21 protein-coding genes are annotated in these 25,821 nt (G+C 55.4%); 10 read left to right on the top strand and 11 right to left on the bottom strand.

The window, feature by feature from the left end; genetic code table 11:
- The first annotated feature begins 313 nt into the window (after positions 1-313).
- On the top strand, positions 314-2,902 hold the full coding sequence (locus L1F06_RS05855) for a DUF1998 domain-containing protein (RefSeq protein ID WP_129484186.1): 2,589 nt from the start codon (positions 314-316) through the stop codon (positions 2,900-2,902).
- 527 nt (positions 2,903-3,429) lie between these two features.
- On the opposite strand, the gene L1F06_RS05860 is transcribed toward L1F06_RS05855, so the two are convergent.
- The 4 genes from L1F06_RS05860 to L1F06_RS05875 all read right to left on the bottom strand — a co-directional run bounded on the left by L1F06_RS05860 (position 3,430) and on the right by L1F06_RS05875 (position 9,420).
- Positions 3,430-3,624, bottom strand: a complete 195-nt coding sequence (locus tag L1F06_RS05860; RefSeq protein WP_129484185.1) for a hypothetical protein — start codon at positions 3,622-3,624, stop codon at positions 3,430-3,432.
- Positions 3,625-4,241: 617 nt separating this feature from the next.
- Positions 4,242-5,513, bottom strand: coding sequence for a tyrosine-type recombinase/integrase (locus L1F06_RS05865; RefSeq protein WP_129484184.1), 1,272 nt, complete (start codon positions 5,511-5,513; stop codon positions 4,242-4,244).
- Between the two features lie 153 nt (positions 5,514-5,666).
- A complete protein-coding gene (locus L1F06_RS05870) occupies positions 5,667-8,120 on the bottom strand; it encodes a site-specific integrase (protein WP_129484183.1) in 2,454 nt (817 codons plus the stop codon).
- Positions 8,121-8,454: 334 nt separating this feature from the next.
- A complete protein-coding gene (locus L1F06_RS05875) occupies positions 8,455-9,420 on the bottom strand; it encodes a hypothetical protein (protein ID WP_003241471.1) in 966 nt (321 codons plus the stop codon).
- Positions 9,421-9,892: 472 nt separating this feature from the next.
- Between L1F06_RS05875 and L1F06_RS05880 the strand changes: the two genes are divergently transcribed.
- Both L1F06_RS05880 and L1F06_RS05885 read left to right on the top strand, forming a co-directional pair.
- The gene (locus L1F06_RS05880; protein ID WP_003241473.1) at positions 9,893-10,081 is read left to right on the top strand and encodes a helix-turn-helix transcriptional regulator; all 189 of its coding nucleotides are present in this window, start codon (positions 9,893-9,895) and stop codon (positions 10,079-10,081) included.
- Between the two features lie 360 nt (positions 10,082-10,441).
- A complete protein-coding gene (locus tag L1F06_RS05885) occupies positions 10,442-11,386 on the top strand; it encodes a YagK/YfjJ domain-containing protein (RefSeq protein WP_012017828.1) in 945 nt (314 codons plus the stop codon).
- Positions 11,387-11,551: 165 nt separating this feature from the next.
- On the opposite strand, the gene L1F06_RS24980 is transcribed toward L1F06_RS05885, so the two are convergent.
- On the bottom strand, positions 11,552-11,707 hold the full coding sequence (locus L1F06_RS24980; RefSeq protein WP_021488256.1) for a MerR family transcriptional regulator: 156 nt from the start codon (positions 11,705-11,707) through the stop codon (positions 11,552-11,554).
- Between the two features lie 56 nt (positions 11,708-11,763).
- On the bottom strand, positions 11,764-11,961 hold the full coding sequence (locus L1F06_RS24985; protein WP_021488257.1) for a MerR family DNA-binding transcriptional regulator: 198 nt from the start codon (positions 11,959-11,961) through the stop codon (positions 11,764-11,766).
- A 68-nt stretch (positions 11,962-12,029) separates the two neighbouring features.
- Here L1F06_RS24985 and L1F06_RS05895 point away from each other — a divergent pair, with 68 nt between their 5' ends.
- Positions 12,030-12,830: a cation efflux transmembrane domain-containing protein gene (locus tag L1F06_RS05895; protein ID WP_003241483.1), complete on the top strand. Its 801-nt coding sequence runs from the start codon at positions 12,030-12,032 to the stop codon at positions 12,828-12,830.
- 212 nt (positions 12,831-13,042) lie between these two features.
- Here L1F06_RS05895 and L1F06_RS05900 read toward each other — a convergent pair whose 3' ends face one another.
- Positions 13,043-13,372, bottom strand: a complete 330-nt coding sequence (locus L1F06_RS05900) for a DUF2790 domain-containing protein (RefSeq protein ID WP_003241486.1) — start codon at positions 13,370-13,372, stop codon at positions 13,043-13,045.
- Between the two features lie 124 nt (positions 13,373-13,496).
- Positions 13,497-14,738: an OprO/OprP family phosphate-selective porin gene (locus L1F06_RS05905; protein ID WP_231976627.1), complete on the bottom strand. Its 1,242-nt coding sequence runs from the start codon at positions 14,736-14,738 to the stop codon at positions 13,497-13,499.
- 502 nt (positions 14,739-15,240) lie between these two features.
- On the opposite strand from L1F06_RS05905, the gene L1F06_RS05910 reads away from it, so the two are divergent.
- Both L1F06_RS05910 and L1F06_RS05915 read left to right on the top strand, forming a co-directional pair.
- Positions 15,241-16,146: a LysR family transcriptional regulator gene (locus tag L1F06_RS05910; protein WP_037020081.1), complete on the top strand. Its 906-nt coding sequence runs from the start codon at positions 15,241-15,243 to the stop codon at positions 16,144-16,146.
- 73 nt (positions 16,147-16,219) lie between these two features.
- A complete protein-coding gene (locus L1F06_RS05915) occupies positions 16,220-17,548 on the top strand; it encodes an OprD family porin (protein WP_129483452.1) in 1,329 nt (442 codons plus the stop codon).
- A 48-nt stretch (positions 17,549-17,596) separates the two neighbouring features.
- Here L1F06_RS05915 and cadR read toward each other — a convergent pair whose 3' ends face one another.
- Positions 17,597-18,037 carry a Cd(II)/Pb(II)-responsive transcriptional regulator gene (cadR, locus tag L1F06_RS05920; RefSeq protein WP_021488258.1) on the bottom strand — a complete coding sequence of 147 codons (441 nt, stop codon included), beginning with the start codon at positions 18,035-18,037 and terminating at the stop codon, positions 17,597-17,599.
- A gap of 240 nt (positions 18,038-18,277) precedes the next feature.
- On the opposite strand from cadR, the gene L1F06_RS05925 reads away from it, so the two are divergent.
- Positions 18,278-19,618, top strand: a complete 1,341-nt coding sequence (locus tag L1F06_RS05925) for an OprD family porin (RefSeq protein ID WP_031306429.1) — start codon at positions 18,278-18,280, stop codon at positions 19,616-19,618.
- A gap of 141 nt (positions 19,619-19,759) precedes the next feature.
- The gene (locus L1F06_RS05930; protein ID WP_021488260.1) at positions 19,760-19,951 is read left to right on the top strand and encodes a hypothetical protein; all 192 of its coding nucleotides are present in this window, start codon (positions 19,760-19,762) and stop codon (positions 19,949-19,951) included.
- A gap of 779 nt (positions 19,952-20,730) precedes the next feature.
- Here the strand turns inward: L1F06_RS05930 and L1F06_RS05935 are convergent.
- Both L1F06_RS05935 and L1F06_RS05940 read right to left on the bottom strand, forming a co-directional pair.
- The gene (locus tag L1F06_RS05935) at positions 20,731-22,164 is read right to left on the bottom strand and encodes a heavy metal sensor histidine kinase (RefSeq protein ID WP_012017834.1); all 1,434 of its coding nucleotides are present in this window, start codon (positions 22,162-22,164) and stop codon (positions 20,731-20,733) included.
- On the bottom strand, positions 22,161-22,835 hold the full coding sequence (locus tag L1F06_RS05940) for a heavy metal response regulator transcription factor (protein WP_003464910.1): 675 nt from the start codon (positions 22,833-22,835) through the stop codon (positions 22,161-22,163). Before L1F06_RS05940 ends, L1F06_RS05935 begins: the two co-directional genes overlap by 4 nt.
- Before the next feature lie 396 nt (positions 22,836-23,231).
- Here L1F06_RS05940 and L1F06_RS05945 point away from each other — a divergent pair, with 396 nt between their 5' ends.
- A complete protein-coding gene (locus L1F06_RS05945; RefSeq protein WP_003464906.1) occupies positions 23,232-24,482 on the top strand; it encodes a TolC family protein in 1,251 nt (416 codons plus the stop codon).
- 57 nt (positions 24,483-24,539) lie between these two features.
- A complete protein-coding gene (locus L1F06_RS05950) occupies positions 24,540-25,805 on the top strand; it encodes an efflux RND transporter periplasmic adaptor subunit (protein ID WP_012017835.1) in 1,266 nt (421 codons plus the stop codon).
- Positions 25,806-25,821 lie beyond the last annotated feature (16 nt).

A 25,821-nucleotide genomic window follows, 5' to 3' on the forward strand; every position in this document is an offset into this window, starting at 1 on the left:
GTTTGTGCTTGCTTCAATTGGTGGAGCCGGGGGGATTTGAATCCAAAGACACAAATGCCCAGCTCAAATCAGCGTTTCAGGCGCTTGGCCTCGGAAAACTGATTTGTAGGATTTCACTCAGTCGTTGAGCAGTATAGGAACCTTGAGCCTTCCGTCAAGAGCGCATCCAAATCGATTTTCACTTCAAAGGCTTAGCGCGGTACAGGGAGGGTTTTTTGCGTTCAAATCCTTTCTGGGGAGTTGAACTGACTGGATTGATCAAGGCGTTTTGGTTCAGGTGGTTGCCCCGATCAGTCCTCTAAACGCTTTGCTCATGACGTCATGCGACAGGCAGGGCAGCCAGTTCTGCCTGGTTGCCTGCTCAATCATCCGTAACATTCTGCGCTTTTCCGAAGGTACCCGAGACGCCATTCAGGAAATTGAGAGCTGCTGGCTGGAGGAGTTGCGCAAGCTCAATCACAAGCAGCTGACTGCCAAGGACGAGCCTTACAAGAAAGCTCTCGAACTGGAAAAGAAACGGCACTGTGATGAGTACCTGCTCCGAGACCTTGCCGCCCGCGCCTTCTTGCCGGGGTATGGCTTTCCCACCGATGTGGTGACACTTAATACCTACAATATCGAGGACTTCAAGCATAAGCGCGAGCGGAAGAGCAGTCGTGAAGACAGCGTCTTCAACAACAAGGAGCTGCCGTCACGCGGGCTGAACATCGCCATTCGTGAGTATGCTCCAGGATCGCAGGTGGTCATCGATGGTCGGGTCTATCGGTCGGCTGGCGTGAGCCTGCAGTGGCATGCCTCTGGGCAGGTGAACGAGGCGCAAAAATTTGATATTGCCTGGCGTTGCTCACACTGTGGAGCCGCAGGCGTAAAAGAAAACGCCTATACGAACAGCGCGGAGTTGACCTGTACGCATTGTGCATCCCACATTCCGTTCTCCGAGCAGCGCAAGGTCCTGCGCCCAGGTGGGTTTGTCACTGACTTCTATGAGTCAACAAGTAACGATATCTCGTCGCAAAAATTTATCCGGGTCGAGCGCCCGCGTATCCAGGTGGCCGGTTCCAACATTGCTCTACCCGACCCTAGCTGCGGTTTCGTACGCTTTGGCCATGGAGGCAGCGTTTTCCATCATTCCTCCGGTGAGCATGAAAAAGGCTATGCCGTTTGCATGATCTGTGGCCGCGCTGAGTCGATGCTGGCATCAGGTGATATTCCGAAAACACTTCTTCCGGATCAATCGCATCGCCCGGTGGGCGGTATTACGGGTAGTCACAAGGAGCACGATTGCCCAGGCTCATCCGTACAAACCAGTATTTTTCTTGGCTACCAGATTCACACTGACGTGTTGGAAGTGTTCTTGAGAAGCCCTCTCACAGGCCACTGGCTGGGAGCCAGCACTAAAGAGCAAGCTATCGCCATGACACTGGCAGTCGCTATGCGTGATGTGATTGCGGATCAGCTCGGTATAGCTACTACAGAGATGGGGTTTGGTTTCCGCCTGGACAAGGATCTGGAAAGCGGCCAGGCCCGCAGTGTGATTCAGTTGTTCGACGAAGTCAGTGGCGGTGCTGGTTTCGTCCTGTCTGGATTAGAAGATCTGTCGAGTTTGCTGGAGAAAGCCCGAGCGAAGCTCGAGTGCCCTGTTAGCTGCGAGAATGTCTGTTCTCATTGCTTGGCAGGGCAAGACAGCCGGGTTGAGCGGGAGGAACTGGACCGCAGAATGACGCTGAAGTGGATCCAGCAATCCGGTTTGATTGAGCATCTGAAACTGCCAGGCGATCTTTCAAGGGTTCCTGGGGCGCGTTACTGTTCAGTTGGACCGCTGCGCTACCTGAACGCTGCTATCAACAAAATCGACCGGAGTGTTGGTGGCAACTCGATAACAGTGCTATTGCAGGGCGAAGCAGATGATTGGGAGATCGATCACCCTGAATTCCGCGAGCGTCTCTTAACCTGGCAGCTCGCAGACAAATTGCCAGTCAGAATTGCACTACCTGCAGGCGTCGCACTCAGTAGCGAGCTGAAGAACAGCCTGTCGGTACTGGCTCACCTAGGGGTGACGGTGCTCGAGGTCATCAGAGGGGTTCTTCCCGACGGCCTCTTCCTGGCGACTCAAATCACCTCTGGAGATATTTGCAAAAGTTTGCTTTGTAACGATCCGGCTCCAGTCATGCCCGGTGCTCAATGGCTGGAGGGTAACGGCAGTGCTGTCTGGGTCAGTACACAGCAATTACCCGGCCTCGAGGGCAAGGCCATCGACACGAGTGGCTGGCGTCGGCAAGAGCAGGACGCCAGGGTCATCCAGGTCACCACTGAGCTGAATGGGCCTGTGCGAGATCTGGGTAAACGGCTGCAAGCACTGATCGGTAAGCAGGCTCCAGAGGTTGCTGAACTGCTAGCGAATGACAGAGCTGTAAGCCTTAGCTATTCAGATCGATACCTGAAGTCGCCTTGGTCGTTGATGCTCCTCAGCGGTTTCCTAGATATATTCAAAAATCCTGAGCTCAAGAACCTTAGCATCCAGACACTCGCTGCCAGCCCTGGGCAGATGAGCTCGCTGACATCGCATGACTGGTTAGATGCAGCGGATCAAGAGGCCGTGCTTAGCCTATGGCTGGGTAGCCAATTCTCCCTGGAGCCTAAGATCGACATCAAAGAGCACGCCCGGGATCTACAGCACAGCAGGGAGATTTCCGTGATTTGGGCCTCAGGAAAGCGCTGCAAGATATTTCTTGATCAAGGAATGGGCTATTGGCGTGGCCGCATGCCTCAGCGTGATCAAATGGGCTTCGACTTCTACAGCGATTGCAAGGGGCAGGCGATGCAGATGCTGGCGAAGTACAAAGATGCCAGCATGGTCTCAGGAGGGGAGTGGCCGACTTGTATTAGTGTTCTTGTGGGCTGACCCATTGCAGGAGAGGACGCACAGTTGGTGATGCCTCAGGCGAAGGTGTTGTGCGAGGCCGGATGTAGGGCTGCGCCTACTTAGATAGCTGTTTGGTTTTAGAGCTAGCCATGCATGGCATCGAAAGACCAGCCAGCCATTCACCTGCAGCGAATGAAACAAGCTGATTTTTGACAACAAAGCCTGTCGCTGCGCGATGGCAGTTGGGCATTTTTCCACTCCGCTCGGCTTGCTTCACATTCGTTTCGCAAACCATGGCTACGTGGAAAAACACCCAACTGCCCCATACTTGAAGGCTTCAAGTATGGGGGGAGGGGACGTACTTGAAGATGCGCCTGGACGGCTGCCTCAAGTACGCCCCCTCCCTAACGTTTGTTGTCAAAGCTTAGCCAGCCCGGCATGCCGGGCTGAAAAGGCGGCGTTGCCGGTGGTGCGGTGTATTAGCTGCTCATGCCGTTTGCGATCAAGTTCAAAAAGTAGCCAGCGCACGAGGCGCTGAAGTGACGAACTCGGCGCCAGTAAACGTGTCATGGCCCATGCAGAAAAGCTGCATTCAAAAATGCTAGCCATGCGGTGGCGATTTGGTTATGAAAAAAGTCACCGAAGTCAGTGTTTACAAGGGTTGCAGCGATAATATAACCAAAAAAAGGAGTGCCAGTTTTGGCACGTTTCGCGCCACTTGAGACCAGTGCGGTGTCATTTTCGGCTTCCTCCAGTGCCACTACAGGCACTCAAACTGCCTCTAGTGGCACGATCCAGGTGTCGCAAACCGCGTGTGCGGCACGCATGGTGTATCGCAATAACTTAGTGCGATATGGTTGGAGTGTCGCAATGCGAGCGTGCGACAGACCGAGAGTGTCGTATTGATGTTCTGCGATACACCCTGAATATCGCAGGCCAGACCGTGCGACACGAAGGTTGTGTCGCAAATCTGCGATCACACTGCGGATGCTGCTTGAAGCACCGTATGGGGGGCGTAAACCGCATGTGCGATATGCTGGGTGTGTCGCAGACCGTTCATGCGACAAGGGGAGCGTATCGCAGCGTGAGAGTGCGACAGCCCAGGTGTGTCGCATCAAGGTGTCTCTGATACACAGTAAGTCCCGGTATGCCGGCACATGTAGTGGCCTGTTGCTAGTCTAAAGCTGGGGTCGTAGCCGTATGTGATGACCCAGTGCCGGTGGCATTTTGGTCGCATCAGCGCTCTGCGGCAGGTTAGTAATATCGCTGATGCCTAGATGCTTTCTAATAATGCAAAAAGGCCGCACTTACGGCGGCCCTTATTGATCCCTCATCGCATCATCTCCAGCTGATAATGGTTCCCTTCTTTAAGAAGGGGCTAGTGCAACGTCTTCCTCGCTCTCCGGCCACGTTTGCTGCGTCCTGCCTGGCTGCTCATCAAATGCTTGAAATGCTCCCAGTTTATGTCGCCTAAGGGCAGGTTGTAGCTTAGGTGGCGCTCCAGAGTATCCAGCAAAAGCACGGATTGCGGCTTGTCTAGGTAGTGCTCTTGGGTGACTTCGAGCTTGCCGTCAGAATGGCCCAGCAGATGTGCAATGGTAGTTGCCGGTACATTCGACTTCTCAAGCCGGACTGCAAACGTGCGGCGGAAGCTTTTAAAATTAAAGCCGCCATCCAATGCCACGGGGCAATGCTGACCTATAAATCCGGCGCCTGTTTCGGGACCGCAGAAGAAGCGGCTCGCGGCGCGCGAGTAGAGGTGTTTCTCGTCAAAGCGCAGCTCTGAAAAAAGTAGAGCATCCGGACCTTCGGCCTGACGGCGCTCCGTCACGAAGTCGAGAAAGCCCATTGTGATCAGCTTCGAGGAAATTGGGATCTCGCGTCTCGATTGCTCATTTTTCAGCGACTTATTGAAGCCGTTGTCGTTGATGCTGATCAGGGGCACGCCATGGGCGTCTTCGATCACATCGTGGGCGCGTAGCTGGCAGAGCTCGTTGAGTCTGGCTCCAGTGAAGAGTCCAAGCGGCATCAGCCAAAAACAATAGCTCTGCGCATCTTGGAGAACTGGCGCTGCAGGTGTGCTCGAATCGTATGCCTGATAGGGCCAGCTATTGAAGAGGCTTACTAGGTTTGAGTCGAGGAACGACTTGGTGATCTTCGATTTGGTGGTCTGGCAGCCTTTGATCTTGAGGTCTTCATCAATCCAGTGATCATTGGTTGCTTGATCCAGCATGCGATTAAACAGCCGGTAGTAGGCTTGTAAGGTATCGCCCTGGTTGCTCGATGCGTTGTTCTGCCTGAGCAGCTTTGGGAGCTCATCCTTCAGCGTTTGGATATCGCGATTGCTTAGGCTGGCTACTCGGCGCAAGGGATCATCTTGAGTAAGCACGGTCTTGATTTTGGCCATTCTGGCGCTGAGTTGGTATGCCGACTTTGCGTTGCGAGGGTTCTCTCGAAGGAAGCGACTCAGCACGTTATCCATGAACTCGGCCAGCAGCGGCGAGTTGTGGTGACGATAAATCGATTCAGAAATCTTGGCGAGGTGTGGCATCGCCAGTTCCAAGATTTTCGGATCATGCCCAGCCGCAAATGCTAACGATAGGCCGTGGTTGATTGGGACGGAGATGTGGGATTGGTTCAGCGCATTCATAAGTGCCTCTCTGGTTAATTGAGGCACAACAATATCACTGGATGTAAAACCAGTAAATAAAGTATTGGCAAATTATTCTGATTATTTCCAGGTATTGACAGTTTGTCAATAGGTTTTTGGTGCGGGGAAGGCGATTTCCCCGCACCGCCTCAACTATCGGGTGATGCGGGATTGCCAGTGCCGTTTTTCAGTCCAGCTGGTGGTTTTAGCCTTGTCGACGCCAGCCGGGCGGCCAATGCGAAAGACACCTTGCTCGGCTTGCAGCGCCCTGTAGTGGCTGTAGTGGATGTGCGCAGTCGAGGCCTCAAAGTCGATCTTGTCGAGCTCCTCTTTCAGCACATAGCTCGGGTAGCAATCGCCATAGCCGCCGGTGGTGCTGCGGTCGGCGTGGCCGACCAGGGCCTTGCCAATCAGCATGTCCAACTTCTGTCGGCGGAACTGCTGAATGAACGTGTGCCGCAGGCCGTGGAAGGTCAGCTCGTCATCGCCGAGTCCGCACTGTCCCAGGTAGCCTTTGTCATCTTTGTCTGAGCCTCGGTACCAGCGGCTGGCTGTGTGCCCGGGCGAAAGGTCGCCGTACACGCGGAGATTTTCAAAAAGCGGCGCCGACAGATCACCACCATGCGCCTTCAAGCGCTGCTGATGATACGCCAGGAGCCCGGCTTCAAGAATGACCTTATGCAGCGGCACGAGGCGCTCCGAGTCGACCGTTTTCAGCTGTCGCGCTCCAGAGCTGCTGATGCTGATTACCCAAATGCCAAGCTCTTCACGAATATCTCCAAGCTGAAGCTGGCAAAGCTCGCTCAAGCGAGCGCCGGTATACAGGCCGAGCAGTGGCAGCCAAAAGCGGTAGTCGTCCAAGCGCCAGCGCGGCGGTGCTTTGAGTGTGTAGACTGGGCCTTGCAGCAGTTGCTCGATCTGCCTGGGGTTATAGGTGCGCTTGCGTGGCGAGGGGGCGCCTTTGGTGCTGAACGTCAGGCCTGCGGCCAGATTCTCTTTCAAATATCCTTGGTCGTGCGCATAGCCGATGAGTGCGCGTGCCAGCTCGAAAAACTTCTTCGCCGTCCTAGCATTCAAGGGCTCGTACTTGCCGCTCTGGATAATCTGACTCAGGGGCTGATGGCGAGTCGCGCGCAAGCGATGCCGGTTCTTGGGGTAGCTGCGCAACTGGTCGCGCAAGGCATTAAAGTCAGCCCGGGTCAGGGTGGCGAGTGGGCGATGTCCGCCGATCAGTTCGGCCAGTCCCTCCAAGCGCGCATGCATGGTGATGCGGGTGCGTGGATTCTTCCACGCACCTTCGCGTACCTGGCGCTCTTCGAACTCACGGGTGAGGGCACCGAAGTGCCGGCAGTTCTCATGAGTGAGTGGTGGCTGGATCAGCAGGTCGTTTGAGGTGGGCGTCTCAAACAAGGCTTGTAGCTTGGCGTTCTGAGCAGGTGATAAAACGCTGCCGAGGGCATTCAGCAGTGCGAGCGTGCCAGCGTCCTGGGGCGCTGTGGCTGCGTCGTTGGCCGCGCTCATGTCCGGCAGAGTGTACATGGGCTCGGCTGGCGGTACTGGGCCAAGCATGCGCCGGATCAGGTCCTGAATTTCTTGCAGGGCGCGCTCATAGGCATCAGCTGAGGGAGCTTCAATAAAACTTTTCACCAGAATTTTGTCGATTTGACCCAGGCTGAAGTGCAAGAGGATCGACGCCAGGATCGGCGAACTAGTCAGCAGCTCGACTCGCATTTCATCGGGATGACGAGGCGCACCGGTGAGTCGTGCGCCGGTCAGCGGAATAAGGAGTGTATAGAGCCCGCTTTCCTCCTGAAGAATCTGAAAATTTTGGCAGAGTGTCAGGCGGTCGAGGTGTCCCGAGATCCGGCTGAGGTGAAACATGACGCTATGTGCGGAACGTGGCAGGCCCGGTGGAATATGCAGCAGATGGCGGCCTTGGTCGGGGCGTGCAAAACACAGGTACTCGTAGAGCGACAGCATCGTGATAAGCGGATGCCCGGTTTTGAAGACGTTCCTGGCCATTGGGGTAGTTTCCAGCACTGTGATGGCGCTGTAGATGTAAGCCGCAGCCGCGTTGGCGGTGACGTGGTCGTTGGTGCCGAGCGGCCAGTCGAAACGGGTGAAACCGAATTTGAGGGCTTGGCGCAGGGCTTCGCTCGGATACAAGGCGAAGTGGATTTCACCGCCCGGCTCGTTGCAATAAAGCACGGTGTGCTCTTGGCACTCTTTCAGCAGGCGCTCATGCCCGGCGCTCAGGTCAGAGTTGGCCAGTACGGCAGGTGCAGGGCGGAGCGCCCAGATTTTCAGGTGGCTTTCGGTAAAACGGCTGATTTCAGCGTGAACAGTGGCCAGGTTTAACAGAAAGCCATCAGGGTGCAGCTCAATCGTGGCGGCGCTGCTGCGCCTAAGCAGATCTTCGAAGCGCGGGTTGAGATATTGGGCGAGATCGCGTGCGAGCGCTTCATCATGGCCGAGTGACCAGCGGATTTGTGCCGGCAGCTGCGGGTGATTGCCGATATAGCTCGGGAAGGTGAAGTAGTACTGGAAGCCGGTTTTGGCTTGATAGACCAGGTGCTGAACACCGGTTTTGCTTTGACGCTTGGACATGATGGCGTACCTATTTGGATTCACAGTTGGACTGTGTGAAATCCAGTGCCATCAAATCGTGCCTGAAACCCGCGTTTTAGACGGGTTTCAGGGCTTATTTGGTGGCCGGGGTAATCTGAAATGATTCTCTATCTTTATGATTTTAAAGAAAAAGTCTCGGTTAAAATTGTTCGTGGAATACATTTTGGAATACCAAGCTTAGCCCTTTGGGTTCCAGCAGCAGGCACTGAGGTCTTAGGTCGGGATGACAGTGCTTGCCCTCGAGACAAAAGCCCCGCATCGCCTCATTCGACGCGGGGCTTCATTTGAGGTTAAGGGCTCAGTCCTCCGAAGGTTACTCTTTCCCGAACTCTTTCTCGTGGGCTTCAGAGATCAACCTATCCAGCGCTATGCACTCCGGTACTGCCCAGTGCTCTGCCAGCTTTTTAAGTCGCGGGTGATTCTCGAGCAAAATATCGAGGTTCTTAGCCTTCCTGCCCTTGTTGGCAGTTTTCAGCTTGGACTCTTTCCCCTTTAGGCTCTTGATGAAGTCTCGTTTCGAGACGCCCTCCTCAGCGAGTTGGTCAAAGATCTCCAGAAAATCTTGATGCTTGCTGGGAGCACGCACAACGTTAAAGCGGTCTGGGTATTTGTCACAAAGAGCAGCCCATGCCAGTTCCCGGCGCTCTTTGCCGTGCACCTTATCATCAAGCCACTTAAGGTGGTGATCCGTTTTAAGGTTCTGGTCCCACTGTGTTTTGAGCTCCTCCAAGTGCGCAATCTTTGCACTGAGATCAGCGTCCATAAAGTCGAATATCGCTTGGGTGAGTTGCGGGCCAGAAATATTAGGGAGTCGCTTTATCTGGTAGCGATCAAAAGGCGTGATCTTGTTCTTAATCCACCTGGACGTGCGCGGTCCAATGGCCCAGGTCAATTTTTCTGGATGAACTGCTCGGCGGTTAAACTCACGCAATATTTCTTCTGCAAGGGCACTCGCGATTTTATGGCTGGTGAGAACATCCAGCATGAAGCTCTCGATGTCGTCGAGAGTGCTTTCTTTTTTTCCGAAATTAAATTCTTCAAATTTTGCGTCTTCTTTAAATTGCAAGAAGAGCCAGGCGAAGTTGAAAAGGCGCATGTTGCTAGTGCGTGCCTTAAACAAATCTTCAAGATAGTTATCTTGGCGGTTGGCGGCGAGCTCGTATTCTTCGTTATCGAAGACTATTCCTTTTCCAGCCTGCTTCAGAGAATCTTCCTTATTCCTGGAAAGAATATCTGCAAGCTTTTTTGCTGCTTTATTTTCTGAGTTGTCATGGTTCATAGGGTAAACCTCGTTAGCATCTACGTTAAACCTAGGACGAACCTAGGTAGCTTCTAGGGGGTAGCCAGAAAAGCTTTTCAGCCTGAGACCCACGCGAAAACGCAGGAAAAAGGCCTAACGCAGCAGTCGATCAGGCTTTTGGAGGCTCATGCAGTGGCTGCGGAGCTCAAGCGCTATCGATTTGCACATGCCTTCCCTTCGGCAAAGAGGGAAAGGCATGGAATGCCTGAGGTACGGGGATGGTGGTCTTGTTTTCTGCGAAAACTGCACCAGCGCTACGAAGCGTAGTTGCTGGTGTGACGTTCCAGGCCCAACTCTGAGTGGCGGGTGCCGCACGCTGAGACTCAGATGTGCGGCGCGACAGAATATAAGCCAGCCGGCGACGGCTGTCTAGCTGGCTGCTCTGGGCTCGGGCGCCAGTACTTTTTTACAACGCTTGGTAATCCTCTGAACGTATTACAGGAGACCGTTCATGAGGATCATCCGTCTGAAAGAAGTCACCCACCTAACTGGCCTTGCTAGGTCGACCGTCTATAAATATCTCGCAGAAGGGAAGTTCCCAAAATCTGTTTCGCTAGGCCATAGGTCAATCGGATTTCTCGAGAGCGAAATTCAAGAGTGGATTATGGCCCGTATCAAAGAGCGAGATATGGCGGGCTAGTGTTTCGAGCTTGTGGCATAAAGGCTGCGACCTATAAATGGTCGCAGCCTTTATGCCGATGAAGAAGGTTGCCTCAGGTAACTCCCTTGACTTTGGTTTTGAGAAATCTCTTGGCGCTCGGGGAGGTTTTTATTCTGGGCTCCCTGCTTCTCGGTGCGTTGCTGATCTGTTGTATGCTTGTTCCAGTTATATATCAATCAACTAGAACCAAATACGCTATTACAGGTAATCGTCGTAAATAACTACTGCAGCACGGAGAGATGCTGTTGCTGATCACACAGCAACAGCCCAGCAAGCGTTAAACGGTAAAAAAAGACAGACATGGCACCTGTTATGTAAACACAACACAGGTGACAAGCCATGAGCCATCCACACGCATCAAAAACCCTCTCGCAATCCGATATCGCACTCCAGATCGAAGACCTAGTTGAAGCTTTGGAACACAGCGATGGGCCCGTGCAGTCGCTTACTGCTAATGGCACGGTCAAACGTACCAAGCTCACTCGTTACTTCGAGAACATCGGTCAGATGCTTGAGTTGGTCAGCCACAGCGATGATTACCACTACGGACCTTACCTGCGACTGTTTCAACGGGCGTGTTACGACGTCGGCGTGGAACATAGTCCGTTGGCAGGGATCATTTCCTTTGATGAAGCAACGTCACAGTACCGTGACTACAGCGATACGCTAAACCGCCTTGCTGACCGTATCCGTCAACTGACTCGTGAGCGCATTTACCGTCGTCGTAGGGATGACGCAAGGTATCAGGAACGCCAGCAGTCCCATGAAGTAGCTGAGTACGTTGACCAGGTATTGGATCGCTACGCCACTACTCTGGTGATCAGGGTCGATTTGTACTATCGCTCTGCAGCTCAGGCCCGGCTGCGGGTTGAGCATGTATTTGCGGATCTGCAGCGGCTGATCCGGGCACGTGAACGCAATCCGATCTTCGAGCATGAGACAGGCTACATCTGCCGTGTCGAGCAAGGAGAGCGCCGTGGTTACCACATCCATGCTGCCTTCTTCTTCAATGGCGCCATGCTGCGGGGGGACATCTACAAGGCGCAGCAGATTGGTGCTCTGTGGGAGCAGATCACCCGTGGTAAAGGTAGCTACCACAACTGCAATCAGGACAAAGCCCAGTACGGTGATGAATGCGGTATCGGGATGATCCACCGTCGTGACGAACAGGCTCGTGACAATGTCCATCATGCGATGAGCTATCTGGTCAAGCGGTTTCAGCGGCTGAGCTTGCGTCCGAAGGGAGCGAAGTGCCTGCGTAAGGGGCAACCTGTACTCCGGTAGCTTGGTATTGGTACGCTGCTAGCACTATTCCCTGGGAAGGTGTGCTCGGTGGTGTGGAGAGACGGTTGAGGCGGGCGTCAGCGTTTGACCGGAATAGGCTCCTCGAAGGGGCTGCTCCCTTGGTCTACTTAGCCGCTCGCCTGCTCGCCCTTCGAGTTCATCAATTTAGCGCTGCTGACTCAGCGACCCGATAATCCGGCATTCCTCGATTACCCCACCATGGCAGCAGGACAGCAAGCGCTGCAGTTCGTTCTCCAGCCCCTGTAGGTCGCGGATGCGCAATCTCACCTGCTCCAACTGCTCGGCCACCTTGGCATCCACCGAGGCGCATGACGCTTGGCGGTGGTCGGAAAAAAACCAGCAACTGACGGATGTCGTTAAGACTTGAAGCCCAAGGCGCGGCTGCGACGAATGAACAGCAGCCGATCACGTTCCTCCGCTGTGTACTGGCGGTAGCCGGAATCGTTGCGCGAAACCATGGGCAGCAGGCCCAATTGCTCGTAGTAGCGAATGGTTACCGCCTTGGTATCGGTTAGGCGCGCCAGTTGGCCCACAGTGAAGTTCGTCGTACTCATGGCACTTGACCTTATAGTAGCTATAACCCTCATTCTAACGACAAGATCGAGCGAACGAGGTACGGATCATGGACAGCTGCTGCGAAAACAAGGCCGGCGAACTGGCCCAACTGCGCGCTAAACAGAGCCGATTGCTCTATATCGTCCTGGCCGTCAACGCCGTCATGTTCCTGGTGGAGTTCATCGCCGGTTGGATCGCCAACTCAACGGCGCTGCTCGGTGACTCGCTGGACATGTTCGGCGACGCGTCGGTGTATGCCCTTACGCTGTTCGTCCTGCACCGCAGTATTCGAGCCCGAGCCGGAGCCGCGCTGTTCAAAGGCGGGTTCATGCTGTTGTTCGGCGTGCTGGTGGTAGCCGATGCTCTGCGCAAACTGATACTGCAAGAAGTGCCGTCTGCCGATTTGATGGGTGTCATCGGCACACTCGCACTGATCGCCAATGGCTACTGCTTCGCGCTGCTCTACAGCCATCGCTCCGATGACCTGAACATGCGTTCGACCTGGCTCTGCTCGCGTAACGACTTGCTGGCCAACAGCAGCGTGATTATCGCAGCAGGCATGGTCGCGCTGACAGGCAGCTTGTGGCCGGACATCCTCGTCGGCCTGGCCATCGCCGCATTGTTCCTGCACTCCGCCGGGCAGATCATCCGCGAGGCTTGGATAGAGTGGCGAGCCAGCGCGCCTGAGCCGCAGCAATGCCCACAGCCGTTGCTGGGTATCACCGAACCGACCGCTACGCCAGTCCAGTTTGAGCCGGCCAAGAGTTGCTGCGCGGGTGAGGCTCAGGCGCTGGCTTTAGCGCCAATGGATACCCTCTTCTGCCCCTGTTTGTGTAAAAGCAACGGTATCGACCTTGCTGTGATTTGATGACTTCAAATCTGCTATTAGCAGGGAAGCGTTTATCCAAGGGCGAGGCGAGACCAGCCTACTTTGCTTGCCGAGCGTCAAGATGGCTGATTGGCGGACTTAAATCCGGTGTGGTCGCGACGTTTTCATCGACGAAGCCGAGCATACCAAACTGAGTTAATGAGAACTTGCGTGGGCTTTATGCAATACCCCCTTGAAAAGGGGGCTGGCTGTCAGCGTTGATTGCGACACTCGCCATAACTTCGATAGCGGATGCTGCGTAGTTCATCGTTCGAGTCCTCGAATACCATGATCATCGGTACTGCGCCGCAGTACTCAATGTTCGGGCTCTGATAAATGACTTTGGCTACGTTCAGTTTCATGCTGTAGCTATAGTCTTGAACTTCAGGCACTGGCTTGCCGGTGCGCTCGGCATATTTCTGAGCGATCTCGACACTCTTCTGTTCGATCTGCCTGACCTTGTCCTCTGGAAAGGACTGTGCGTAAGTGCAGCCAGCAGCCAGCAGAAGAGTGATCGGAAGGAGGCGTTTGAGCAGTTTCATGAGTAGGCCCGTTGGCTAGTGTTTACAGGGCAAACATTAGCGATTCGTCCCTTACCCAGGCATTGCGCCAAAATTACAATCGCGAAAGGGGGCTGGCAGGTGAGGGCACCTGCCAGCGACTGACTCAGAAAGCGTACTGCAAGCGCATGACGACGCCGTCGCCGCTATCATCACCGACCGAGTTACTAACTTTGTCGGTGCTGGCCTTGATGTAGTTGGCACTGATCTTTACCGCGTCGTTGGCGTACCAGTTGACGCCCAAGGTGTGAGCCTTGCCGCTTGCATCGCCGACTTGTCGCGTCGCGCTACTGCTGGTCACGTTGTCATCTTCTATGGTGATCGAGTCGAATCGGTAGAACAACTCCCATGCGCCCAACTGTTTGTTGGCAGGTTTGATGGTGTCGAACTTGGCTCCATCGAGTTTATAGAGGCGCGGCTCACCTGTGAGCGTATAGGCCATCTGCACATAGTAGCCCTTGGCGTCTATATCGCTGCTAGCCTGATCGGCCTTGAGTGTGCGGCTAAGGTATTCGCCCTGAATCGAAAAGGCATTCAGTGCCCATGCACCTTCTACGCCCCAAACGGCATCGTCTTCCCAGAGGTCGGCAGTGGCCGCGCTACCACCGAACAGCGCACGGTTGCCGTTGGCGCCGGCACTGTTGCCACCGTTGGTATCGACGCCGCGCATCCCCATACGCGAGCGAATGCGAGTATCCACTGCACTGCCACTGAGGTCGCGATAGGCGTACTGCAGGCCTACATGCAGAACGTTACCCGGTTGGTTCAACGGCGCAAAAACGCCGCGAGCGTTGTAGCGTTTGACGCTGTCGCCGTCGGTATCGTTATTGTTCTCGCTGAAAACGCTGCCTGACAGGAACACGCTGTCAGCGAGTACGCTGCTGGCCTGTACGCCCATGCCCGAGTTGTCATTTGTCCATTCGGCCAGGTCGTATGAAAGGTTGCGTTCCAGGGCTGTCGTCCATTTGGAACTGGTAGCCTTTTCCAAGCCGAAGTCGGTGTAGAAACGCCCGAGCTTGATGTTCAGGGGGCTGAAACCAGTGTAGGTCACGCTGGCTTCATCGAAATAACCTGCGCTGTCGTTACCGGTGTTTCGTGACAGGTCATAGTTGACCTGGTACTTCCAGTCTTTGTAAGCAGTGCCACCCAATTCCAGATAGGCGCGACGGAAGTATGCCGCATCGGCAGCGTTGCCATTACGGGTGTAGTAGTCGTCGAACATCGCATAGTCGGCCTGTAGACGCCCACCGATCTTGAAGCTGAATGCCTTGTCGGTCGTCGCGACCTCCAGGCCACCTTTGGTCTTGATAACGATGTCAGCACCATCGGTGGTGACCGTGCCGGCCATTACCGAGAAGGCCGGCAGGCTTAGCAGAATGCCGAGTGCTAGTGGGGAGAGTTGGGTGCTTTTGATCAACATGCATGGCTCCTTATCGCCGAGTGCTGGGTGTTGGCGACGCGATGCTTTGCAGTTCGGGTGACGGTTATTGGTCTGTTTTGTGACGTTTTGATTGCGGGGTGTAGGCTGGTTCTGCCAGCCCAGAGTTGGCGGGTGTTGGGGCTTTTCGGTAATCGTCCGTGGGTGGTTTCACTTCAATTACCGTTTGGTGAAACCGCAGGCTGTGATGACCCCTACGCCGAAGGTAAGGGCGATCCAGCTAGACCAGCCGAAGTTTGAGTGCTCGGTGAGGGTCACGTTCCCGCATTACAGATAAGTAATTTTCCAGCAAGGCTGGTGATAGGTGGTGGTGAGTAGGCTTGCTTGCACGCAATCACTTCTCATCTGCCTTACATGATGCTTCTGGGTCACACATCGAATCGAATACCGGACGGCGCTTATGGGGGCTGCCGTGGCTGAGGTCGAACGGCAGGTGGCCAGAAGCTTCCTGACGACTGCGCGCTGTGCCAGTTTTAAGCAGGCTGCTCGCAGTCTGAACCTGCCTCCCATGGTGCTACGCAGGCAGTTGCAGCGGCTCGAGAAAACTGTTGGAGAGGCGCTCTTCGTGTATCAGGAGCGCGCCCTTGCTCTAACGGTACGCGGTCGTTCTTTGCAGGCAGAGCTGGCTGCCCAGTATCAAGATTTGCGGCCAGAGGCCGCGTTGCTTGAAAAACCCAAGCTTCGTTTGGCGTTACCCGACAGGGTGCTCAACGATATTCTGGGACGGCATCTGGTGGCCTTTCTGCGTAGGGATGCTGGTGTGCACCTGGAACTGATCCGCCAGGAACGTGGCCCGTTAATGCAGAGTGAGGTCATGATCTGGTTGGCCGATCCGAATCAGACTCGACCCGACCCAGGTTTCGCCATGACGCGACCGCAGCGTCTGGCCTGCATCGACTTTCAGGCGTGCATAGCCAAGCGCTATGCGCGTGAGCGGCGCCTCCCCGCCAGCCTCGAAGATCTGAATGACTACATGCTGGTTCAGCAGGCCGATATCCCGACATCGGCCCTGTTCTCACCGTGGAATGCTCTGGTGGACTCAAGGCGCAGCGCAGTGACGCGAGTGCATTCTCAGCAGTGGGCGATGGAACTGGTCAAGCATGCCGCCTGCGTTGGTCTGATGCCGAACTACATCACTCATCTCGATGCGAACCTGCAATCGCTACCCACCCTCTTCACGCAGCCCATGAGGCAATCGATCTGGCTGTCCTGCGCACCATTGTCCGCGCAGCGCGAGGACGTCGTTGGGCTGGTGGCGTTGATCCAGGCTGCGTTCGAGGAGCGGTGGCAGTGGTTTCTGCCTGATGACGGTCAGTGAAGCTACATGGCGAACTCGACAACATGGTTACAAGAACAACGATGCCTCACCCATGACAATTAGAGAATAAAGCATGAAACGATCCACCCTGGCACTGGCCATCACGGCGGCGGCACTCAGTCAGGCTGCTTCCGCCGATTTTCTCGGAGACAGCAAGGCGACGCTCGATATGCGCAACCTCTACTTCAATGAGGATGTGCGTGATCGCGACATTCCATCTACTCAGGAGTGGGGGCAGGGATTCATCCTCAACTATCAGTCTGGCTTCACCGAAGGGACGGTCGGCCTGGGGATTGATGCCATTGGCCTGCTGGGGGTACGCCTCGATGGCGGTGGCCGGTCGGGCAAGGCAGGTATTGATCGTAACCCTGGCGCCCTGTTCCCGCTGGATAGCGATGGTTCTGCGGTCAGTGACTATAGCAAGGCCGGTGTAACGGCCAAGGCACGTCTTTCCAAGACCGAGTTGCGCCTAGGCACTCTGCAGCCGAAGTTGCCGGTGGTGACTTTCAACGATGGTCGCCTGTTGCCGCAGTTGTTCGAAGGTGGTCAGATCGTCTCCAACGAGATCGAAGGGCTGACCTTGACAGCCGGTCAGTTGGAGCACGCAAAAGGTCGGAGCTCGACTGACTCACGTGGCTTGTCCATCGCCGGATCCAACAATGCAACCACTGGACAGTTCGTCAATACGTTCTATTTCGCGGGTGGCGACTACAAGGTCACCAACGATCTCACCGCTCAGTATTACTTCGGCAATCTGGAAGATTTCTACAAGCAACATTTCCTGGGATTGATCCACAACTACGCACTGGGCGGTGGCAATCTCAAGACCGACCTGCGTTACTTCTACAGCACCTCCGATGGCAAGAACAGCAGTGAGAGCGGCCGGGCTGAGGGCTATCGCAGCAACGGTTACTGGACGGTCGGTGACAGCAAGCGTGGTGAGGTAGATAACCGTACCTGGAGTGCCTTGTTCACCTACAGCCATAGCGGTCATGAGCTGAGCGCGGGTTATCAGCAGGTGTCCGGCGATAGCGCCTTCCCGTACCTGAATGCTGGCGACGGGGCAACCAGTTACCTGATCACCGATCGGCAGATCGGTCGTGGTGGTAAATTCCTCAGTGCTGGCGAGCGCACTTGGTTGGCCGGCTATGCCTATGATTTTGGCAAGCTGGGTATCTCGGGGCTAAAAGCCTCGGTGATGTATTTGTCGGGTGATAACGTCGACAGCGCACAGGGTGAGCGTAACGAATGGGAGCGTGACCTGCGCCTCGATTACGTTCTGCAGGAAGGATCACTGAAGGGACTCGGCTTCTCTCTGCGCAATGCCAGTCTGCGTGGCAATGTTGGGGCAGACGTCGATGAGAATCGGCTTTATGTGACGTACAGCTTGCCACTGCTTTAAACCATGGAAAGTTGCCTCTTCTGTTCTGTGCAGAAGGGGCAACATGATTCACTTCAATTCGTTTTTTTCAGCGGTTGATAAAGACGAACCGCTACCGTGGCTGCTCAACTGGAGTACGATGCCACAGTATGCCATTTTTTCACTTCCTCCCTTGCAGCGCCCGAGCAATTCGCGCAACTGCGCATGCAGTGCCTGCAAATTCTGAATGCGTGCCTCGACATGAGCGATGTGTTCTTTCACCAATGTACTAATGAGTGCGCAACTCGCATGCGGCCGATCATGCATTGCCAATAAGCGACCTATTTCTTCCAATGTCATATCGAGTACACGACAATTGCGGATGAATGTCAGGCGCTCGAAGTGCAGCTGACTATATAAACGATAGTTACTGTTGTTGCGTGAGGGGCTGGGTAGTAATCCCTGATGCTCGTAGTAACGAATGGTCTCCACTGGGCAGCCAGTTCGCTTAGCAAGTTCACCAATTTTCATAATGATGCTTCCAGAGTACGCCAGCATGAGGGGCTGATAAAGCCGTTAGAGCGGCTTGCCATCATCTAGATTGATGGCTTCGTGACAGCCTGGAAATGAAGAGGTTCTTTGATTACGAAATTGTAATGCAGCGCTCATCTTCGAGTTATCTGGAGGTTGCAAGGATAGAGGGGCCAAATCCACAAGAAGAAATCGGCCTATGACAATCCCAGAACTGCCGGTAAGCATCAGGAGCAATGCATGAAAAAAAGTCCTCTAACCATGGCGATCATCTCCGCGTTGGCATTCGGTGCAAGCGCGATGGCTCAGGCATCCGAGTCTCAGGTTGCCGAAGGCTTCATCGAAGGAAGTAGCCTGAATATTCTTAACCGAAACATGTATTTCAACCGGGACTTTCGCAAAGGGGAGGCCAGGGTACTACCCAGCGGTGAGCGCAGCAGCTACACCGAGGCTTGGGGGCACGGCATCATGGCTAACTTCGAGTCCGGTTTCACTCAGGGAACCGTTGGTTTCGGCATTGACGCCTATGCCGGACTGGGCCTGAAGCTTGATACCGGTGATGGACGTTATGGTCCCGGTGGTAGTGTCAACATGTTCCCGGTCGACAGCGATGATCGTGCCGAGGACTCGTATTCGAAAGTGGGGGCCGCGGTAAAGGCGCGCTTCGCTGATACGGTCGTCAAGGCCGGTGACGTATTCCCAACCACGCCCGTCGTGCACTACGGGGACTCTCGTCTGCTGCCGCAGAGCTTCAAAGGTGTGACGGTCGTCAACGAAAGCATAGAGGGCCTGACCCTGCAAGGCGGTCGTCTACATGCCATGAGCCAACCGCAGGAGAGCACTTCACGCGGTGATTTCGCGACCTTCTATGCTGGGCAGGTGGACTCTCCCTGGGTCGGCTACTTTGGTGGTGACTACGAGCTCAACGACAACCTGGGCTTCAGCCTTTACAGCAGCCGTTTGAAGGATGCCTGGGATCAGTACTACGCTGGCATGTGGTGGACTTACCCACTTTCCGAGGATCTGTCGTTGTTTGGTGGTCTGAATTACTACAACGCCACCGACGAAGGTAAGAAGCAGCTGGGTGATTTCAGTAACAACATCTATAGCGGTAGCATCGGTGTCAAGTACGGCGCTCACCGTGTAGCGCTCTCTCACCAGCGTAACAACGGCGATGACGACTTTGACTACCTGCGTCAGTCCGACTCGATCTTCCTCGACAACTCCCTTCAGTACAGCGACTTCAACTCGCCCAAGGAACGCTCCTGGATGGTGCGCTACGATCTGGACATGGCTGACTTTGGTGTGCCAGGGCTGAGCTTCATGGCGCGTTACGCGCTGGGACGTGATGCGGATTACTCCAATGCCAACAGCATTTACATGCGCACGGATGGTGCCGGTAACCCGCTGACCGATCAGAAGCGCTGGGAGCGCAACCTTGAGGTCAAATACGTGTTCCTCGAGGGTTCTCTGAAGGATCTGTCCGTGCGTGTACGTCAGATGACCACTCGCGCTACTGCTTACGAAAGCGACCTCGATGAAGTGCGTGTAATCGTCGAGTATCCGCTTCAGGTGCTGTAACGACATTCAGGGGCGGCATAGCCGCCCCTCTCTGACAAGATTGTAATTTGAACCTCATGCTCATGTTAGGTGCCGATCCGTAACATGGGACTGTCTTCGAAGCATTCGTTTCCATATTTGCTCAGTCAGTCCGAGGTGCATATGAAAGTTTTTTCCCAGTTTCTGTTTATCGTGTTTCTGGGGGCAGCCAGCATGGTTGCCTCTGCAGAAGATGGCTCTGAGCGCTCTCTCAATGCCGTCAAGCAATTCCGTGAGAATCAACAGCGTATCCATGGTGACAACGCCGTTGAGCAGCAGAAGTCCCAAAGTGCTCAGAGTGAGCAAGACGATTGAGCGCATGAACTAACGCAGCCGTCCTGCTCGCTCTCTCCAGTCCATCTCTTGGTAGCTCCCGCTCCTTTGGTGAGAGATGGTTCCTTGGCGCCCCTTTGGGGGCGCTTTTTTTTGTTCGTCAAAGAATTGGGTTGGAACTGCTTAGTCTTGTGGGCGCGATATCTATCCACTTGAGTTTGCTCTATCCCAAGTTGAGTGGGCACTGATTGATAGTGGATAGTGTCTGCCGTAATAAGTGTCCATGATCCATACCAGGCGACGTTTTCCGAATAATTCAAAAGAGAGACGGTAGAGCAGTGCTTACTGGCACGACGCTTCGTCATATGTTCGAGAGACGCTTGGTATCGCTGAAAGTCTGTTGGGCAAGTGGAAGTGCTAGAACGAACAGCAGTGTGAGTTGTGAAAGTGTGAAGCTGCGCCAGCGGCTGGCTCAGGTCAACAGTAATGCGATGCTCTAAAGACGCTCGCCATCTCCTCACAGCCCACGGAGTCAAGTTTAGCGCTGTCGAGGCATTGGTCGGTCTCTATCCCGTAGCACTGATGTGCCGGCTGCTGTGGGTATTAAGCAACGGTTTCTATGCCTGGCAGCAGCGGTCGCCCTCGGTGTGAAAGATGGCGAGTCGGCGTCTGAGCAAGGAGAACCACACCATCTACCATGAGATGAATGTCTGTAGGGGACGAAGTGGGCGGCTGAAACTGAGAAAATGTGTCGTCTGGTGAGGGGCTTGTATTCGACGTAGATGGGGCAAAAAGGGGGCGCCATCCCTGGCGCAATTCGATTAAGCAGTCTTTTCCGTTGAGCTTTGGCGGGCCTGCTCGATCAAGGGCTTTGGTAAAGGGAAGTACAGCGTAAAAACTGTGGTCTGATCTGCGATGCTGCTCACGCCCACGTGGCCATGGTGCAGGCTCATGATCGAACGCACGATGGCCAGGCCCAGCCCGGTGCCGCCATCAGCACGTGACCGCCCACGATCCACGCGATAGAAACGCTCGAACAGTTTGGGTAGGTGCTCGGGAGGAATGCCTGCACCTGGGTTGCTCACTGCCAGGGTGGCGTTCGTCGCGTTAGTGATGAGGTCAATATCGATTTTCGAGCCTTCCGGGCTATGGCGGATGGCGTTGGATAGCAGGTTAGAGATAGCTCTCTGTACCATCAAACGATCGCCATTAATTGTTGCGTACCCTGATACGTTGAGTTTGATGTCCTTTTCTTCGGCCGTGAGGCTGAAAAGCTCCACTACTTTCTCTGCCTCTTCGTGCAGTGCAATTGCCTCGAAGGGGATAAGTGCTGCCGGATGGCTGACGTGGGCGAGAAACAGCATGTCCGATACGATCCGCGTGACCCGGCCGAGCTCCTCAGTGCAGTTCTCCAGCACCAGTTTGTATTCTTCTGGCGGGCGTTCCCGTGAGAGCGTCACCTGCGCTTTGCCGATCAGATTGGTGATGGGGGAGCGTAATTCATGTGCCAGGTCGTCAGAGAATTGCGAAAGCTGTTGTACGCCACCGTCCAGGCGATGAAGCATGAAGTTGATGCTGTTAGCCAATTCGCGAAGCTCCTGCGGTAGGTTATCCAGTGGCAGGCGATGGCTCAGATCCTGGGTCGAGACGAGTTCTGCAACCTTGCGGAACTGATTCAGGGAGCTCAGGCCGCGATGAGCGATCCACCAGGCTCCGGCCGCGATCAGAGCCAGTACGAAGGGCAGGGCAATCAAGGTGGATTCGACATAGGCGTGTAGCAGTGCTTGGTCAGCGGAGCGCTCCAGTGTAAGGACGGCGCGTATTCGTGATCCGTCCTTACGCAGAATAAGCTGCGAGGCGGTCAAGAGCTGCTTGTCCTGCGCATCTCGCCAATGTTCGAAGGCGATGGTCTCGCTGGCGTTTTCTATAAAGGAAGGTAGGGCCTCCTGTGTCTGGCCCACGCTCATGATTTCCTTGGGAGACGAGCTGTCGTCATAAAGAGCGAGCGAGAGGCTGTCGTGGCCTTTGATCAAATCTCTGATGTTGTGGGCCTGGTCACCGACTTCCGGGCGAGTGTTGATTTCTCTCATGCCATGGCGGATTTGCTGAAGCTTGTCCTCGAGGCTTTGCTCTGCAATGTAGTTGAGCTGCCGGCTTAACGAGAAATAAGCCAGCGCACTCAGCAGTGCAACCAGTATCAGGCCCAGTATTGCGACCGACAGGCTGAGTTGGCTTGAGAGTCTGGCAGGCCTCATTGACGAGCCTCCAGTACATAGCCGACGCCGCGCAAGGTGTGGATCAGTTTGTTCTCGAAAGGGTCGTCGATCTTGGCGCGCAAGCGCCGGATGGAAACTTCGACGACGTTGGTATCACAGTCGAAGTTCATGTCCCAGACCAGCGAGATGATCTGGGTGCGCGAGAGTACTTCGCCGCTGCGTCGCATCAGCAGGTGCAGCAGAGCGAACTCCTTGGTGGTCAGATCGATTCGTTGACCATTGCGATAGGCGCGGTGGCGGGCTGGATCCAGCTCAAGGTCGTCGACCTTGAGCACGTCTGGCGCGCTGACCTGTTCACCTCTTCGTAGCAGCGAGCGAACTCTGGCCAGAAGCTCGGGGAACTCGAATGGCTTCACCAGATAGTCGTCGGCACCGGAGTCGAAACCTTTGAGCTTGTCGGCCAGGCGCCCGCGTGCCGTCAGCATCATCACAGGGGTGCGACTATTACGGCGAATGCTGGCCAGTACGCCCCAGCCATCGATCTCTGGTAAGTCGACATCAAGGATGATCAATTCGTAGGACGCTTGGGCCGCCATGTGCAAGCCGTCGACACCATTGGTGGCAATATCGACGACATAGCCGCTCTCGGTAAGTCCCTGGTGGAGATATTCGGCAGTTTTAAGCTCGTCCTCAACAATCAGGATTCGCATGTAGTAGTTGACCTTGGTGGGGGAGAGAAATTTTTATCGAGTCGCGATGATTGTTGGACTTGGTAGCGATCGGCATTTGCGTGGCGGATGATGATCCCTGTAGTTACTACAGGGTCAAGCGGGAGCCACCTGATTTAGAGGGTACAGCCCCGTCCGTGTACGCCGCTGCTTGCTTTTATGATGCTTTTTATATGTCCAGTTGTAACTTTATGACTCGAATGATTGTTGCATTCGCGGCATGTTAATACAGAGTTATATGGCGTGGTTGGGCATTACGTATTTGTAATTTTGCAGTCACCTCGACGATAGGTGAGGCTCCCTAAATTCTGCACCGAATGAAGGTCTCGGAGATTTCATACATGTCTCCGAATTTATACAGGTGTGGAGGAAAGGCCCTTGTCGAGGCGTTATTCGAGAGTTGCTGAGGCACTTTGCCTGGCTGTTGCCTGCTCAGTTGTAGTGAATCATGCCGTGGCATCAACGCCGATCACCCTGGGCGACGCATGGGGGCAGGCACTGCAGACCAACCCGTCGCTGATGGCAGGTGATCGTAATGTCGGCATCGCAGAAGGTGAGCGTCGCCAAGCCGGTGTGATTCCCAATCCGGAGCTGTCTTGGGAGGTTGAGGACACCCGCAGTGCTACGAGGACCACGACGGTACAGATCAGCCAACCTATCGAGCTGGGCGGCAAGCGCGGCGCCCGGATAGAAATGGCCGAACGCGGTATCGACAGTGCTGCGGTCGGTCAGGAGCAGCTGCGCAATGAGCTGCGTGCCGAGGTGGTCGGGGCTTTTCAAGGAGCCTTGTTGGCGAAGATGCGCCAAGAGTTGGCTGAGCAGTCACAACGCCTGAGCGAACGCGGCGTGGCGGTCGTTGATGCGCGCGTCAAGGCTGGCAAGGCCTCTGCCCTGGAGGCATCGCGCGCCCGGCTGCAGTACGAAGAGGTTCGACTGGAGGCCGCGCGGGCTCGAGATCAGTACATCAACGCCATGAATCAGTTGCTGGCCTTGATTGGGGGGGCATCCGCCAGTGGTGAGCCTAGCCTCAGTGGCGATGTTACCGATATGCCCGCAATACCCTCTGAAGTCGCACTTCTGAGCCGTCTGGACAAAGTTCCGCAGATGCGTCTTGCCAGGGTCGAGATCGACCGGCAAGAGGCCGGAATCGCCGTTGAGAAAAGCCGGCGGATTCCCGATCTGACGGTCAGCCTCGGCAGCCAATACAGCAGTGAGGATCGTGAGCGCGTCAACCTTGTTGGTTTGTCCATGCCTCTGCCTCTGTTCGATCGCAACCAGGGAAATGTTCTGGCCGCCTCGCGGCGGGCTGATCAGGCGCGCGACTTGCGAAATGCTGCCGAGTTGCGCCTGCGCAGTGAGGTGCAGCAGGCCTATCAGCAATGGCGAACGGCGCAGGGAGCGATTAGCGGTTTCGAGGGGGGCCTGCTTGCGTCCGCGGACACAGCTTTGGAAAGCACGACGCGTGGATTTCAGATGGGCAAGTTCGGCTTTATCGATGTTCTCGATGCCCAGCGCACATTGATTGACGTTCGCTCCCGTTACCTGCAGGCACTCGGCGAAGCGCTCGATGCCTGGGTTCGCCTTGAGCGCATCTACGGCGACCTATCTGCCCAAGCCGATAACTACTGATTTCCTGTCACGACGATCGGCGCGATGCCGGTTACTGATCATCTTTTGGGGTTGTTCATGCAGAAGAAACTTGGTGTTGCCATCGCGGCGGCCCTGACCTTGGGGTTCGTCGGTGGTGCGTTGTTTTATAACAGCGGGCGCTTTGCCGCAGAAATCGGGCACATGCTTGCCAGTAGCGACAGCGTTGTTGCAGTCAGGGCTGGGCAGGTCAGTGAGGCCGGGGACGATCATGCCGATGATGATCATGGCGAGGCTGGCGATGATCACGGTGAGTCCGCGGGTGGGCATGCCGAAGAGGGGGGGCTGGTGCTGAGTGAGGCGCAAATAGCCGCTGCGGGCATTGAACTCGTCGACGTACAAGCGCGCGCCATGAGCACATACATCTCTCTACCTGGCGAGGTGAATTTCGACGAGGAGCGCACGGCTCATGTCGTGCCGCCCAGCGCTGGCGTTGTCGAGCGCGTGCTGGTCGGGCTGGGGCAGAAGGTGGCTGCTGGGGATGGCCTGGCGACTATCGTCAGTCAGCAGGTTTCCGAGTTGCGTAGTGAAATGGCGGCTGCCGCTCGACGCGTTGAGCTGGCCCGCACGACCTTCGAGCGTGAACGCCAATTGTGGAAGGACGGTATTTCGGCCGAGCAGGATTATCTCCAGGCCCGGCAAACGCTGCAGGAGGCCGAGATCGCTCTGGCCAATGCCCGACAGAAGGGCAAGACGATCAGCCCTCAGGGCGAGGCTGGCGATGGCAGCCGTTACAACCTGCGTGCACCTTTTTCCGGTGTGGTGGTGGAGAAGCACCTGGTACCTGGCGAAGTCGTCAGTGAGACCAGTAATGCCTTCACGGTGGCTGATCTGAGTCGCGTCTGGGTCACCTTCAGCGTTTCCCCGCGTGATCTGGAACAGGTGAAAGTCGGGCAGTCAGTACGTGTCAGTGCGCCAGAGTTGGGGCGCGAAGCTACGGGTAAGGTGGCTTACATCAGCCGCCTGCTGGGTGAGCAGACGCGGACGGCGACAGGCCGCATCGACCTGGATAACGCCGACGGCATTTGGCGTCCCGGCCTGTTCGTCTCGGTTGCCTTGGCGACTGAAAGCCATGAGGCCGGGGCCGTGGTGCCGGCTTCATCGATTCAGGATGTCGAGGACAAGACCAGTGTCTTCGTGCGTACCGCTGAAGGCTTCGAAGTGCGTCCGGTGACATTGGGCACCCGCAGCGATGGCTTCGTCGAGGTACGCGAAGGCCTGAAGTCAGGCGAACGTGTAGCTGCCACAGGCAGTTTCATCCTCAAGTCCGAACTGGGCAAAGGCAGCGCCGAACACGCGCACTGATCCTCACCGACGAGTA

The sequence above is a fragment of the Pseudomonas hydrolytica genome (assembly GCF_021495345.1).
Taxonomy (GTDB): domain Bacteria; phylum Pseudomonadota; class Gammaproteobacteria; order Pseudomonadales; family Pseudomonadaceae; genus Aquipseudomonas; species Aquipseudomonas hydrolytica.

Excerpts from the sequence above, each read along its gene's own strand:
- L1F06_RS05940 (WP_003464910.1), bottom strand. The coding sequence starts at position 22,835 with ATGCGAATCCTGATTGTTGAGGACGAGCTTAAAACTGCCGAATATCTC.
- L1F06_RS05855 (WP_129484186.1), top strand. The coding sequence starts at position 314 with ATGACGTCATGCGACAGGCAGGGCAGCCAGTTCTGCCTGGTTGCCTGC.
- L1F06_RS05950 (WP_012017835.1), top strand. The coding sequence starts at position 24,540 with ATGCAGAAGAAACTTGGTGTTGCCATCGCGGCGGCCCTGACCTTGGGG.
- L1F06_RS05895 (WP_003241483.1), top strand. The coding sequence starts at position 12,030 with ATGGACAGCTGCTGCGAAAACAAGGCCGGCGAACTGGCCCAACTGCGC.
- L1F06_RS05925 (WP_031306429.1), top strand. The coding sequence starts at position 18,278 with ATGAAAAAAAGTCCTCTAACCATGGCGATCATCTCCGCGTTGGCATTC.
- L1F06_RS05930 (WP_021488260.1), top strand. The coding sequence starts at position 19,760 with ATGAAAGTTTTTTCCCAGTTTCTGTTTATCGTGTTTCTGGGGGCAGCC.
- L1F06_RS05870 (WP_129484183.1), bottom strand. The coding sequence starts at position 8,120 with ATGTCCAAGCGTCAAAGCAAAACCGGTGTTCAGCACCTGGTCTATCAA.
- L1F06_RS05885 (WP_012017828.1), top strand. The coding sequence starts at position 10,442 with ATGAGCCATCCACACGCATCAAAAACCCTCTCGCAATCCGATATCGCA.
- L1F06_RS05935 (WP_012017834.1), bottom strand. The coding sequence starts at position 22,164 with ATGAGGCCTGCCAGACTCTCAAGCCAACTCAGCCTGTCGGTCGCAATA.
- L1F06_RS05915 (WP_129483452.1), top strand. The coding sequence starts at position 16,220 with ATGAAACGATCCACCCTGGCACTGGCCATCACGGCGGCGGCACTCAGT.
- L1F06_RS24985 (WP_021488257.1), bottom strand. The coding sequence starts at position 11,961 with ATGAGTACGACGAACTTCACTGTGGGCCAACTGGCGCGCCTAACCGAT.
- L1F06_RS05900 (WP_003241486.1), bottom strand. The coding sequence starts at position 13,372 with ATGAAACTGCTCAAACGCCTCCTTCCGATCACTCTTCTGCTGGCTGCT.
- L1F06_RS05875 (WP_003241471.1), bottom strand. The coding sequence starts at position 9,420 with ATGAACCATGACAACTCAGAAAATAAAGCAGCAAAAAAGCTTGCAGAT.
- L1F06_RS05880 (WP_003241473.1), top strand. The coding sequence starts at position 9,893 with ATGAGGATCATCCGTCTGAAAGAAGTCACCCACCTAACTGGCCTTGCT.
- L1F06_RS05865 (WP_129484184.1), bottom strand. The coding sequence starts at position 5,513 with ATGAATGCGCTGAACCAATCCCACATCTCCGTCCCAATCAACCACGGC.
- cadR (WP_021488258.1), bottom strand. The coding sequence starts at position 18,037 with ATGAAAATTGGTGAACTTGCTAAGCGAACTGGCTGCCCAGTGGAGACC.
- L1F06_RS05905 (WP_231976627.1), bottom strand. The coding sequence starts at position 14,738 with ATGGCCGGCACGGTCACCACCGATGGTGCTGACATCGTTATCAAGACC.